Consider the following 13,854-nt stretch of genomic DNA (forward strand, 5'->3'; position numbering starts at 1 on the left):
TAATTACTTAGTTGGCATGGTTTGTTGAAGCGCGCAGCGAAAACTCACCGACGGAAAATATCTCTCTTGAGTTGGAAGACTATGGATACGTGAAAAGACCATAGTCATTCCTCTTGCATCGCGAAGCACTTTTTCCGTGCCAGAGTCAGGGCCTTGCGGATTATGTTCCGGTGAATTCTGGTAATATGTTGGTGAGTACCAGTCATTGACCCATTCGCTTACCTGATTAGACATGCCTGCTATCCCTAACGGGTTTGGGGGATAGGAATCAACACTTTCGATATCTGTTGAGCTGTTGACTTCACTCTCTTTGTAATCCACGTTGCGACCCATTTCTGGATCGAAGTAATGAGAATTGTACATTTGACGGTAGCCAGTATTAGTCGCGAAATATACCTTTTCCCCGCGGCTTCTTGCCGCATATTCCCATTGTGCCTCCGTAGGTAAGTCAAACGGCAACGTACTGACATCGCTCAGCCATTGACAGTAATCTTTAGCTTCTTGCCAAGTCTTTGTTGCCGCTGCATTATTTTTGCGCTTTGTTATTAATACTTCATAGCGTTTTGAGTCTCTTTCAACATGTGGCCCATTTTTAGACAAATCACGCGCAACAGGTAGGCCCGTAATTTGGCGCATCCACTCCATATCAATAAAACGTGTCTCAAATTTTGCAATGGAGTACGAGTCCAATGTTACCTTGTGCAGGTTATAAGCCCCTGTTTCACCGCTGGATGGGTCACTCGAACACTGCACGCCTGGAGACCAGTCAATACGGTTTGGTGTACGACTTGGTGGATCACAAGGAGCACCGAAATCGCCCATCTCAAAGCTCCCGCCTTCAACAAACACAAGTTCTTCAATAGCTCGAACTACGGTTTTTGCTGCTCTCAGCTTTTGCTCTTGAGTCGCCTCTGGGTAAAGCTTATTGATGTTCGACGTTATCGTATCGATTTGCTTTTGTGAGACGGTCTCGCTAGACACCTTAATTGCTGAACTTTCGCTGTTGCACGCAACCAATAAGGGAAGCACGCAAGCCATACCTAACCATCTGTTTTTCATTTGGTATTCCTTTTACTTTGTGGGCATATTTTACGCAAAAATAAAAGGAGAAAACAGTTTCAAAGCGAATGTATAACTAGTTATAACGACTTCGTTCCTGTTTTTGGGGGATGTATTGTCTAGAAGCTGCGATACTTTGTTTTGGTTAGGTGTTGCCGGAAGGAAGTCTGCCAAGCTGATGTGAGTCTGGAACGCTTTGGGACATTACTTAGCTGGCGTGGTTTGCTGAAGCGCGCAACGAAAGCTCACCGATGCAAAGTATCCTTCTAATTCAGGAAGATCATGGATACGTGAAAAGACCATGGTCGTTCCCGCAGCATCACGACGTACTTTTTCTGTACCTGACTCAGGACCTTGCGGATTATGCTCTGGTGAAACAAGATAATAATCTTTAGCATACCAATCATTAACCCACTCACTTATTTGGTTAGACATGCCCGCCACACCTAGGGTGTTAGGAGGGTACGCATCCACATCTTCGATACGCTTAGCTGCATTCACCTCTTCATCGGTATAATCAATATAACGACCTGAGGCCGGATCAAAGTAATCGCCTCCTTGGAGTTGGGCATAGCCATTATTGGTGGCGAAGTACACCTTTTCTCCACGATTTCTGGCGGCATACTCCCATTGTGCCTCTGTGGGCAGATCAAATGGCAAGGCGCTGACATCACCTAACCACTGGCAGTAGTCTTTCGCTTCCTGCCACTGCTTTGCTGAAGCGGCAGCCTTTTGTCTATCTTCTAGCAAGAATTTATATTTAACAGAGTCTCGAGGGATGTGAGTGCGATCTCTAGAGTCATCTTCTGCCACTGGCAGCTTATTGATCCATCGCATCCACTCCATATCGACAAAACGCGTTTCAAGTTTTGCAATAGAATACGAGTCTAAGGTTACCTTATTTAGATTATAAGCCCCTGTTTCACCGCTGGATGGGTTACTCAAACATTGTACATCCGGTGACCAATCCATACGATTTGGTGTACGACTTGGTGGATCACAAGGAGCACCGAAATCGCCCATCTCAAAGCTCCCGCCTTCAACAAACACAAGTTCTTCAATAGCTCGAACTACGGTTTTGGCTGCTCTCAGCTTTTGCTCTGGAGTTGCCTCTGGATAAAGCTTATTGATGTTCGACACAATCGTATCGATTTGCTGTTGAGAGACGGTCTCGCTAGACACTGGGATTGCCGAACTTTCGCTATCACATGCAACCAATAAAGGAAGCACGCAAGCCATACCTAACCATCTGTTTTTCATTTGGTATTCCTTTTACGTTATGCGCATATTTTACGCAAAAATAAAAGGAGAGAACATTTTCAAAGCGACTGTATAACTAGTTATAACGTCGGTGTTCCTGTTTTTTGGCGAGGAGATTCCAAACGCGCTGGATAAAACAAAGCCGCTGAGATTATCAGCGGCTTTGTCGTTTTAATTCGGTATCTAATTACTTAGCAGCTTGCGGACGTGGCTTGCGACGTTGTCCTGATGGCTTACCGTTTGAAGGCTTTGCGCCTGCTGGTTTGCCGCTGTTAGGCTTGCGATTACCTGATGGTTTGCCACCGTTACCGTTTTTATTTGCGCCCGGTTTGTTCGCTCCAGACTGGTTGCTATTCGGCTTGTTACCGCTTGGCTTGCCGTTTGAGCGAGCTTGGCCGTCACGGTTGCCTTTTGGCTTACCAGCGCCGCCTTTGCCTGATTTGTTTTCGCCCTTGCCATTTTTGTTGTCACTGTTGAAACGACGCTTTGGTTTGTTGTTACCGTCGCTGTTTTTCTTTTCAGCTGTTTGACCGTTTTCACCTTCTGCTTTTGGCTTCTTAGGCTTTTTCGGTTTCTTTGGCTTGATAGGGCGAGTATCAAGCTTCGACTCTGGCAATACGTTCGTTGGTGCGTAGCCTTCCAGTTCTTTACGAGGAAGCAGCTGTTGAATCAAACGTTCAATCGCAAACAGCTCTGATGCTTCAAGTGCGCACACTAGAGAAATCGCTTTACCCACTTCACCAGCACGACCAGTACGACCGATACGGTGAACGTAGTCTTCTGCCACTTTTGGCAGCTCAAAGTTAACCACTTGAGGAAGCTGAGGAATATCGATACCGCGTGCAGCAATGTCTGTTGCAACTAATACACGAACTTCGCCAGATTTAAAGTCAGCCAGTGCTTTAGTACGTGCGCCTTGGCTCTTGTTACCGTGAATCGCCGCTGCCGTGATCTTTTGGTCGATTAGGAACTTGGCTAAGCGGTTCGCGCCATGCTTGGTTTTGGTAAACACCAATACTTGTTTCCAGTCACCGTCTTTGATCAGTTTGACCAGCATTGGCGCTTTCTTCTTCACGTCTGCTGGGTAGATGCATTGTTCTACAGTGCGTGCTGTTGAGTTTGCAGGGTTTACTGAAATCTCAACCGGGTTGTTAACCAAACCTTTTGCAAGGTCGCGGATCTCGTTTGAGAACGTTGCTGAGAACAATAGGTTCTGGCGCTGTTTTGGAAGCAACTCTAGAATCTTACGAATGTCACGGATGAAGCCCATATCTAGCATGCGGTCTGCTTCGTCCAGTACTAGCATTTCTAGTTGGTCGAACTTCACTGCGTTTTGGTTGTATAGGTCCATTAGACGACCTGGTGTTGCAACCAATACGTCCGCACCTTTACGTAGGCGAAGCATTTGTGGGTTGATCTTCACACCACCAAATACCACTGCGCTTGTTAGAGGTAGGTGGCGGCTGTACATGAATACATTTTCTTGTACCTGCGCAGCAAGCTCACGTGTTGGGGTTAGCACCAATGCGCGGATGTGGTTGCTGCGTACACGTGGTCCGTTCGACAGACGTTCAAGAATCGGAAGCGTAAAGCCTGCCGTTTTACCTGTACCAGTCTGTGCTGCTGCCATTACGTCTTTCCCTTCCAATACCGCAGGAATTGCTTGTGCCTGAATTGGCGAAGGGGTGTCGTAGCCTTTTTCCTGAATAGCTTTAAGGATTGGAGCAGATAGACCTAACGAGGTAAAACCCATATGTATGATTCTCAATTGTCGAGTTGGATAAAAAGTCGTCGATTTTATGTTCGACGCGAAAAGTGCGACATTCTGAGGCTTTTAGGCGTTGGCTTCAACTATTTCCGTCATGGATAAATATTTGAGCTAGATCTCATTTTCAAATTGCTCAACGGAGGCAGGGCTCGGCACGCCGCTTTTTCATTCAAAAAGAGGAGGGAGCTTTGGTGATGTGCTCTGTATATTTGTCTTTTATATCAGCATTATCCGTATTTATTAGACCTTCAATAGAAGTCGGAAACTTGGTAGTTAAGTCCGCTTATCCAAAACTCATTGTCGAGATGCGCTTGCATCATTCTTTTTTGTTGGCCGTTTTCTAAAGTAATGAGATAGAGCCCAGACGTTAGCCCCTCCACCATATAAAAGCCATCCTCCTCAATCTTGCTTGAGAACTCCATATCATTGGCTATGTGTTTAAAGTGCAGGTAGCTGTTGCTTTCGAGTTGGCCTTCTATCACGCCATCAACGCCAAAAGAGGCGATCAAAACCACGGATATCTGTGTGATCCCTGCTTGGCGCGTATTTACGAGAATGGGGTTGTGCTGCGTGGTTAAGTTAAGGTCGAGTGCACTTTCATCAACATAGATGGAGAGATTATCGTGGGCAGGAACTTGGTGAAAAACAAACTCGCCGTTTTCATCGCTCATGGCGAACTGATCGAGCACGCGCAAACTCACATTCGGGATTGCGTTGCCTTGTTGATCGACGACGGTACCAACGAGTTTTGCGAAACTGTATTTGCTCCAATCTAATAGCTCGGCAATGTTTTCATCGAAATGGCTGCGAACCGCGGCTTCCGTCGTAAGCTCGACACCGTAATGTTCATGATTGCCAAACAGTTTGATTTTGAAGTTTGAGTTCACCCGAGCTTCGACCGTTGCGGACAATTCGAGATCAGTATTGTTATAGCTGGCAGACAGGTTCGACATAACTTCCTCGAAGTACTGCCCGTGGTTGAGCCAGCAATCGGTACAAATATTTCGTAATGAAGCTTCAGTCTGATCGAGAGAGCCGGATTTATCCCATGCCCCTTTCACACGCCATGAGGTATCTGAAAAGCCATTTTTGGCGAGTTCGATAGTGTGTAAGAATTCGTCGACATTCTCTTTCTTATCGTGGGTGTAATTAGATTCATAGCGGAGAAAAAGATTACGAGCGACTTTCATACTGACTTGAGGCGAGATTTTATAGCCACCGTCTTCATGCCTTAGATCCAGATAGGCATTATAGTAAGCGCCTGAATAGCTGTATTTTAAGGCGTCGTACAAGTCGGAATTCCGTGTGAAATTCGCAGACTTGTTGAGCTCCAAGCTTAACGATTGGGCGCGGCCAAACTGCATATCTAGCTCAATAGGGAAGCGCTGTAATTCAGGAATCCAACCCACTTGCATTGCCAACCAGTGGCTCGGAAGATATCGTGTTTGGAAAGCCAGCAGCGTGTCGTGATCCGCGATCAACGCGGTGGTTCCAAAGGTTAGATAGTCATCTATGCCATACTCGATGATACCCGCTCCAACTTTGGCGCCTTCAAAGTCGACGATGGCATCTACTCCCCACTTTCCTTTCGGAAGGAAACCGCCATCCAAGCCTGCGATAACGACTTCCTCTTGCTGCCAAACGCCTTTCGCCAAGTAATAGCGAAACGTGAGTGTGTCACCTGGCGCGATATTGTTTTCTTCGATGACAAAGCGCCCAAAATCATCAGAGCGATAGGAGCTTTGATAAATCCCGTTGACCAACACATCGATGTTGATGTTTGGCTGCGTTGTTCGTTCAAGTTGCAGATCGCCAAATTTAGGTGTTGTTTCATGATTGGTGTAGTGAACCCCATTTTCTAGAATCACAGGGTTGGAGTAGAGGCCGCCATCTAGTAACACATGCCCGAGTTCAACTTGATTACTATTGTTTGGTGGGGCGAGCGTGAAGTTGTAGTAAGCCACAGGTTGATCTTCCCGTGAGTCAATAGACAGCTGACCTATCCAGTTCTCAGTGCTCATCAGCGAGTCAGAGAGAAGGTATCCTCCTTCTTTGTTATCGCTCTCATATGACGCGGTTGCGGAAAGGCGTGTGGAGAACCCCAACGTTGATAGCGGCCTGACCACAGGTTGTCTTGCTAGCTTTTCAAGTTGTTTGGCTTTTTCGCGAGAGTCGCGTTTTAACTTTTGAATTTCCTCTTCCAGCTCTGAGGGAGACTTATAGCCCTTGTCGATGATGAGTTGATAGTCTTCGATGTACCATCGAGCTTTAACGGGTAAGCAATCGTTCAGGCTACGCCAGTGGATGAGCCATTCCTGTTCATAATTGAGGACCTGAATGGGCTGTTGTGGCGAGTTAGACCGGTAACACACACTGTGGGCTAGGTCGATAATGAAGGCCGGAGTCTCTCGTGCCATGTCCTGTGGCAAGTGAATTTCACATCGCTGTTGAACACAATCTCCATGCATTTCTAATAAGTAAGCAATACTGCTCTCGATAGGCAGGTAGGGTTCCTCCTCATCGTCCATCATGACACGATAAAAACTGTCTCCTACATTGCCTAACCGAACTTCAATGTGCGCAGGATACAAGGATAACTGCGATGGTTCGTTGGCGAATAATGGAAAAGAGAGGGCGAAGAGCATCGACAAACACAGCCCAATGTAACGTAGTCTCATTCTGGTTAGATTGGGCTCGGTGCGTGAATCGATGTAAGGTAGATTACAAGGTACATTCGTGTAGTGATTGTTCGTCTTGTGTGATCAGAACTTTAGTCTTAGCCGGTAGCGATCTCACAAGCTCTGATTGTCTAAGTAGTACCAACTTTTCTTGAAGGTTTTCAGTGTTTAGCATCGCGTTAAATTGATATTTGCCTTTATTTTGAATGCGTAACTCGCCGCTTTCGCACTGGAAGGACACGTCTTGTTTTATCTCGCCACGTTGTGCATATACAGGGATATAGCTGTTCACTCTGAAGTCGAGATTAAAAGAGGGGCCCGTGCTTTGGGAGTCTGTGGTTTGGCCTTGGGCCAACGTGATCGGAGAGAACCACAAATACGCTCTATATTCACCATTGTCTTTATCTGCTGGTAAGGCGCTAAATCTCAAGCGAATGGTGCGTCGTTGGTTTGGCTTTAATTCACGAATGACAGGTGGAGAGACTTTAATCCACTCCGCAATATCTTCTGTTTGCGCGATGTTTTTATCGGTGCGGGTGACGCCTCTCAAAGTGATAGGGCGATAAACCGGTTTGATTTCAAGTCGAATGGGCTTGTCCGAGCTGTTTTCAACGATAATCTTCTCGGTCACTGACTGATCTGCATTCAGCACCAAGCGGGTCGGAGCAATCAACAGTTGCGCATGAATAGGTAGCGAGATGATCACTGTTGTCAGCAGTAGAATTAGGTGCTTCATCGATAATTAACCTCAAAAGGAATGGTGCCAGAGTAGTTGCCAGCTGGAATTTTGGCGCCTATCCGAATCTTTGCGCCGATACATAACAATTTGCTTCTTCCATTGCTGTTTATTTTTGTGCGCCCGCGTTTAGATAAACCACACCCATAAAAAATTCGACGTATCTTAATTTTTCGAGATGTCTTGTCATGATTAAGATATTGGTTATTAGGTACGGTGACGGTAATTTTTTTCCCTGGTTCACCTTCAACATAAAAACGGACAACATACAGTTGATTGTGGGCAGGGCTAGAAACCGCATTTTGTCCTCGTCCAGATAAATATGTTCCTGGAAAAGAGATACCCATATTTTCTGGTACGATCGTCAATGCCAAGCAACTTTGGTGGGTAAATAAAAATAACCATAAATAAAAAGCGACTTTTAATGGCATAAAATTCTTATACTAATAATGGCGACAATATGTTATTGCCGCCATTTCATTAAACGATACTATTGATTACTGGTAAGTAACATCAACTGGAACGCTTGCAGAGTACGTACCAGCAACAAGTGTCGCTGTTGATACTTCTGCTGTACCGCCAATTTTAAGCTCTGCTGTACCGCCTGTTAGCGTCAGTGTAGGAGAGAAATCAAAGGTCGCTGCAACGTTGTTTGCACCATTTACAAGGTTAGTACCAGCGATAGCAACATCAACGACTTCACCAGCACCGCCGTCGATAGTGAAGGTCGCAGCGCCAGCGTCGCCTTGAGCAATCACAATATCTGTCGTACGGTCTGAAGTGATAATACCGAAGTCAAGATTCGACGTTCTGGTCATAGTGATCGCTTGTTTTACTTCTAGAGTCGCGTCAAAAGTATCGCTCACGGCAAAAGCGTTCATTGATGAAAAGGTGAGAGCAGATAGCGCAGTAATTTTAACAAATGTATTCATTTATTTACCTGTTATGTTTTAGTGTGAGTAAAAATATCTTATGTTTATGGCAAATAACATGGGGGGTGGAATATTCACCATTTAAATAAGATACATATAAAGAATCATTTGTAAAAATTTTCCCACCATTAAGTTATAGATATATTAATAAGTTGAACAGTGGTCACAGAAGTTATTAGTGGTTGCTAATTAACCTAACCTATATTGGATTTTGATTATTTCTTATGAAGAAAACTTATAAACATTTAATCACTTGGTTGCATAAGGGTCCTTTATTTCGGATTTTAATATTCAATCTTTTAATTAATAGATGTTTATTTTGTTTTCCTTCAGCTAGAATTAAAAATGAAAGAGTTTTTTATGTTATAACATTACATTTTGTACTAATACGCCGATAGCAATACTGTAGTCGAAATATCTAAGTTCACTGTTCTAAACGCTATATTGAAAAGGTGTCAGTACCATTGCAGAGGCGATTCCCAAAAGGTAAAGGGTCTGTTGAACAAAGTTCAGCCTTGCTTAGCATGGTCTAAGAAAGCTTGTGTGATGAGTTGGAACAAGGCATCCACGCTCGGTCTTTGTTCAATGTGGTTAAATAGGGGAGTGTGGACATCGCCGCGAATATGATCGGAATGGTCACACAATTGATTACACAGTTTTACCGGTTCAACGATTTTCTCGACATCGGTTTCAATAAGGATACAGGCTTGAGAAAGCACAACTTGTCCGCCGCCTTTCTTTAGTAATACGCGCTGTGCAGTCCCCACCACTTTTTGTCCATCGATGTTTAGGTTGTAGTCGCCATCACAGTAGGAATTTGGCGTTGCGTGTACGTCGACATTTACACCGAGCTGTTTGAAGAAGACGGTGAGCACGGAACACAAATCAAGGTATGCTTTCTTAATGTCGTATGGCTGATCTTCTGGCCAATGGTAAATATGTGAGAGATTAATGATCCCCGGAACTTGCGGGACTGGTGCGCCCCCTGTTTTTCTTGAGAAGAGCTTCCAGTTTGTGTCTTTGAGGCCTTGTTCAAGTTCATCCGAAATAGGCCACTTCTTTCCTGCCGGAAGAACCAGTGTTGGGCTTTTCACCTGCCATAACAATAGCACCTGAGAGAGTTGATCCGTTTGCACGAGTTTGATCAACTCATCTTCCTTGCTGAAGACATCCTCGACTTCAATGGATTGATAACGGATCAGTTTATTTTTGGAAGCCAAATTCAGTCCCTCTTTTTCATCTACTCTTCAGTTTTACTCCAATTTGCTCACAAAATCCAATGGCGCTCTCATTTTTGTGTATTTAATAATTGTGTTTTAAAACATGAGTTTAATATAGGTTTCTGTTATTCCTTCGATGATTGAGATGGATTATATTTATTGCAACTGTGCGTATGCAATGATTGTTGTGTAATCTTTTTCTCGTACCGTTACTACTACATCTGAAAAAGAGAATATTGCTATGAAAAAACATGGTGGGGGAAACTCAACCCAATGCGTATCAAAGCAGCAGAGTTAGGCGCGGATACGCTTTACTTGTATCAACCGCTAGGATTCTCTAGCTCAGTGACTATGTTCGCTAACGCATACTAGTGTAAAAACTAAAAGAAAAGCAGACGTGATAGTCTGCTTTTTTGTTTTGATATTTAATGTTATCTCTATCTGACGCAGTTATCGCCTAGTGCAATTACGGCTTAATGTAGCTACTGTCTAATTTAGCCCTGCGGTCGCCATCGCAACAGAATCCGTAAAGGATAGGGTGAAGGCTTCATCGGTGTTAAGCACTTTTGCAGGGAACTCTAAGCTCAATTTCATCTCTGGCGCCACTTCAGATTTAATACTCGTAATGAACTTACGTGTTTCACCCGGAGAGATACTCATCTCTGTGCCGCTATCTGGGCCAAGCTCGGCAATACCGATGGTCGTCAGTCCGTTCCCTTCGCTATCGACGAGGCTGAGTAGCGACTCCGATTTATAAATCAACTCACCTTTATCGGTCTGATACGCTCTAAAAGTATTGAAGTTCGGCTGTAATTCACCGTCAGTAGCTAGGTTAGTCACAGAGAAGGTGATGTTGGAGCCATCAAACTTCTCGACTCTTACCAGTACGTTAGCATCTTGATAGCGTGCGGCCGCCGCTGCGGCTGCCATCTCTCGCTGTCTTTCTTTCTCACGTTCTATTTCTGCCGCATGCGCTTTTTCGGCTTCAATCCGTGCTTCTGCGATTGTGTACGACTTATCAACCATGGCCAATAGAGCAGGAATAGAGTAGGCAGACAGACCTTCTAAGTGGTCAAAATCAATCTTGGCGTTGGTTGTTAGCTTGTTGGTCGAGAACTGACAATGTCCGTCGATAAGGCTTACAAACGCGACTTCAAACGTTTTTTGTAACTTGCTTACCTCTACGCCGGCTTTCTCGATGTTTTCGCGCACTTGCTGGATTTCTTCTAGTGACTTCTTCGGCAGCAAGCCGTTTGGAGAAACATCGTTAGAAACAGAGACCAGCGCTTCTGTGACGAATGGGTTGTTCTTTGCTGGAACAACGGTCGTGACTAGGTTGGATTGCGTGATGTCTTCACCCAACAGCACGGTCATTTTTTGAGACACGGCGGTTTTGTTACCTGCTAGTACGTCGCTACAGTTTGGTGAATTGCTCGCGTGTGCTACTTGCATGGCTGCGAGTGAAAGTATGGTGGACAAGCCTGTGACAACAAGTCCTTTCGATGGTCGAATGTTCATCCTGATAAACCCCTCTGTAATATGATGCGCTAAGCCGACGTGTATAAGTCCAATCACGGATTGGTGTAGCGACATTCAGAATGGTTGTAGTTGCGTCCTTGCGGCGTTCATCTTCACAGACTGCTTTGCTGATGGTTTCAGCGCAACTTTTGATAGTGATAAGCCCTCATGATCAAAAGTGTTTGAATTCGCAGATGATGCGACAAGGTCGATGCCTTTTTTCTGAAAGATAGACGTAACTTTTCAAGGCTTCAAATTTGTGATCAAGGTCTCTTTTTTGCGATCGTTAGAGGATCAAGCGAAAACAGACACTTAACGTAGAGAGTTGATTTTGAGAGAAAAAAATAAATTTTTTTGGGAACTTTTTGAAACGCTGCCTTCGAGACTTAATTCGCATCTCAAAGGCAGGTATTTGGATTCTAAGGTGTAATTTATATTACAGCGCGTTCAGTACGTCGGCTAAACGAGTCACGGCAACTTTGAGCTCTTCAGGCGTTGCGTTGGTGAAGTTGAGGCGCAGCGCTGCTTTTACTTCTGATCCTTCTGGATAGAACACTGGGCTAGGTACAACAGCCACACCGTTCGCAAGCAATGATTTTGCTAGTTCAAAGGTATCGCATTCTGGAATTTCCACCCATACGAACATGCCACCATCAACAGGTTTCAATACACAATTGCTAGGAAGCTGTTTTTCTAGCTCGGCGTACATGACATCGTAACGCGACATGTAGAGCTCACAAATGGTGCTGATGTGGGTTTCAAAGTTATCGTGTTGAAGCAGACCGTGCAACAGTGCTTGCATTGGTACGCTAGAATGCAGATCCGCACCCTGTTTGATTTTAATCAGCGGTTCTAGATAGCTGCTTTTACCCGTCACCACACCAATGCGAAGACCCGGAGAAGCGATCTTAGAGAATGAACGTAGCACGATAGAATGCTGAGGACAGAAATCGGAGACAAGCGGCAGTGCTTCACCAGAGAAACGCAACTCACGGTAAGGCGCGTCTTCAATAAAAGCGACGTTGTATTGAATACAAAGCTCTGCGACTTTTTGACGCGTTTCTAGCGCCCAGCAAACCCCTGTTGGGTTATGGAAATCGGGTACAGCGTAGAACATCTTCGGTTTTTGTTCTGCAAAGCATTGCTCTAGCTCTTCAAGGTTTGGACCAAATTCTGTTTGAGAGACAGTCACGATGTCTGCCTGAACCAAACCAAACACCTGCATTGCACCAAGGTAGCTTGGTGCCTCCATCACGACTTTATCACCTGGGTTTACATAAGCACGTGCAATCAGATCTAGGCCTTGCTGAGAGCCTGTGGTGATCATTGCGGCGTGTGTCTCAGGCAGTTTGAAGTAGCCGTTTAGGAACTCTAACAGTGGTGCGTAGCCTGCCGTTGAGCCGTATTGAAAAACTTCAGGCATGTTTGCCAAGTTTTCTAAAGTCGGCTTCATTAAGTCGATAGGGAAGGTCTTTTCATCGGGCAAACCGCCAGCAAGCGAGATGACGTTTTTATCGCTAGCGGCAGCAAGGATCTCTCGAATGTACGATGACTTTACTTGTTGTAGTGACTGTGCGATTTCCATGCGTTGTGCTTCTCGTATTTTTTTAATTTTGGTTTTAGTTGAAAGATATTATATGGGAATTGCTAAACTTGGTGTGTCCATTTATGCTGTTAAACATGTCCATTTATGCTATTTAAGTAAAACGCCCACTTATGAGCCAGCAACAGGTTTCCAGAATCAATGATGTGTTGTTCTATATTCATCAAGACATCGGTAGAGAATTATCCGCCAAAGATCTGGCTGATGTAGCAGCGTATTCTGAGCAGCACTTCCACCGTATTTTTAAAGACGTTGTTGGGGAGTCAATTCACCAATACGTTCGTCGCACCCGAATGGAATACGCTGCAAACCAGTTGATGTTTGATACCAAATCATCGGTATTGGAGATTGCCAATAAGTGTGGTTTCAGCTCGGTGTCTTCGTTCAGCCGTGCGTTTAAAGCCACGTTTGATATGTCTCCCGGCGCTTGGCGTAAGCACGATTTGCAAGTCGCTGAGAAGCCATACCTCAAAGACCCAGAAGTGGCGGCGGGTTACCATCGAGTCGCGAAGCGTACCTTACCGGAGCCAAAGATAGTTGAAGTGCCACAACGCTTTGCTGCTTACGTTCGTCATGAAGGCTACAACCGTTCTATTCGCAATGCTTGGTTGGTGCTAAAAGCTTGGGCGAACTCAGAGCATCGTGACTTTTCCACCCAATACGGTTTGCATCATTCTAATCCTGCTTGGGTTGAGTTAGATAAATGCCGCTACGTTGCTTGTATGGCAATTGATAAGCCGCTTAAGTATCGTGGCGTTGTGAATCAAATGAGCATTCCGGGTGGCTTACATGCGGTATTTCGACTTACTGGGGTGTATGGTGAATTGCTGCCGCAGATCAGTATGGTATTAGAGAAATGGCTGCCCAATTCGGGCTTCAAACAACGTTCGACACCAGCCTACGTGCACTACCATAAAAACCATTTCCTCAATCATGAAGAGGCGTTCGAGTTAGATTTCTATTTACCGATCAGCTTCTTTTAGCGAAAAATAGCGAAGCCATAAAGTAGGCTTTTAACGGATGAGAAAAGCCCACGATCTGCTTGTTTTATAGATACGTTTGTAAATAGATGACAAACGG

11 protein-coding genes and 1 pseudogene are annotated in these 13,854 nt (G+C 44.9%); 2 read left to right on the plus strand and 10 right to left on the minus strand.

The features are described from left to right. Positions 1-3: 3 nt before the first annotated feature. From A8140_RS15850 to A8140_RS15885, 8 genes are all read right to left on the minus strand, one after another. Positions 4-1,059: a formylglycine-generating enzyme family protein gene (locus A8140_RS15850; RefSeq protein ID WP_005532340.1), complete on the minus strand. Its 1,056-nt coding sequence runs from the start codon at positions 1,057-1,059 to the stop codon at positions 4-6. 204 nt (positions 1,060-1,263) lie between these two features. Beyond that, on the minus strand, positions 1,264-2,319 hold the full coding sequence (locus A8140_RS15855) for a formylglycine-generating enzyme family protein (protein WP_005532342.1): 1,056 nt from the start codon (positions 2,317-2,319) through the stop codon (positions 1,264-1,266). A 187-nt stretch (positions 2,320-2,506) separates the two neighbouring features. Next, a complete protein-coding gene (locus tag A8140_RS15860; protein ID WP_005532343.1) occupies positions 2,507-4,072 on the minus strand; it encodes a DEAD/DEAH box helicase in 1,566 nt (521 codons plus the stop codon). Positions 4,073-4,335: 263 nt separating this feature from the next. After that, positions 4,336-6,732, minus strand: coding sequence for a carboxypeptidase-like regulatory domain-containing protein (locus A8140_RS15865; RefSeq protein WP_231708897.1), 2,397 nt, complete (start codon positions 6,730-6,732; stop codon positions 4,336-4,338). A 76-nt stretch (positions 6,733-6,808) separates the two neighbouring features. Further along, the gene (locus A8140_RS15870) at positions 6,809-7,501 is read right to left on the minus strand and encodes a fimbrial biogenesis chaperone (RefSeq protein ID WP_005532345.1); all 693 of its coding nucleotides are present in this window, start codon (positions 7,499-7,501) and stop codon (positions 6,809-6,811) included. Further along, positions 7,498-7,932, minus strand: a complete 435-nt coding sequence (locus tag A8140_RS15875; protein ID WP_029388692.1) for a DUF4402 domain-containing protein — start codon at positions 7,930-7,932, stop codon at positions 7,498-7,500. Before A8140_RS15875 ends, A8140_RS15870 begins: the two co-directional genes overlap by 4 nt. 66 nt (positions 7,933-7,998) lie before the next feature. Next, positions 7,999-8,433 (minus strand): DUF4402 domain-containing protein, encoded by a 435-nt coding sequence (locus A8140_RS15880; protein ID WP_005532346.1) that lies wholly within the window; start codon positions 8,431-8,433, stop codon positions 7,999-8,001. Between the two features lie 509 nt (positions 8,434-8,942). Further along, a complete protein-coding gene (locus A8140_RS15885) occupies positions 8,943-9,653 on the minus strand; it encodes a lipoate--protein ligase family protein (RefSeq protein WP_005532348.1) in 711 nt (236 codons plus the stop codon). 255 nt (positions 9,654-9,908) lie between these two features. Here A8140_RS15885 and A8140_RS15890 point away from each other — a divergent pair. Next, positions 9,909-10,025: pseudogene (locus A8140_RS15890) on the plus strand (DUF4156 domain-containing protein); the annotation flags it as partial. Positions 10,026-10,142: 117 nt separating this feature from the next. Here A8140_RS15890 and A8140_RS15895 read toward each other — a convergent pair. Both A8140_RS15895 and A8140_RS15900 read right to left on the minus strand, forming a co-directional pair. Continuing rightward, positions 10,143-11,171 carry a hypothetical protein gene (locus A8140_RS15895; protein WP_005532350.1) on the minus strand — a complete coding sequence of 343 codons (1,029 nt, stop codon included), beginning with the start codon at positions 11,169-11,171 and terminating at the stop codon, positions 10,143-10,145. A gap of 436 nt (positions 11,172-11,607) precedes the next feature. Further along, positions 11,608-12,756, minus strand: coding sequence for an aminotransferase-like domain-containing protein (locus tag A8140_RS15900; protein ID WP_005532352.1), 1,149 nt, complete (start codon positions 12,754-12,756; stop codon positions 11,608-11,610). A gap of 131 nt (positions 12,757-12,887) precedes the next feature. Here A8140_RS15900 and A8140_RS15905 point away from each other — a divergent pair, with 131 nt between their 5' ends. Next, positions 12,888-13,757, plus strand: a complete 870-nt coding sequence (locus tag A8140_RS15905; protein WP_005532353.1) for an AraC family transcriptional regulator — start codon at positions 12,888-12,890, stop codon at positions 13,755-13,757. Positions 13,758-13,854 lie beyond the last annotated feature (97 nt).

It is taken from the genome of Vibrio campbellii CAIM 519 = NBRC 15631 = ATCC 25920, from assembly GCF_002163755.1.
Lineage (GTDB): Bacteria > Pseudomonadota > Gammaproteobacteria > Enterobacterales > Vibrionaceae > Vibrio > Vibrio campbellii.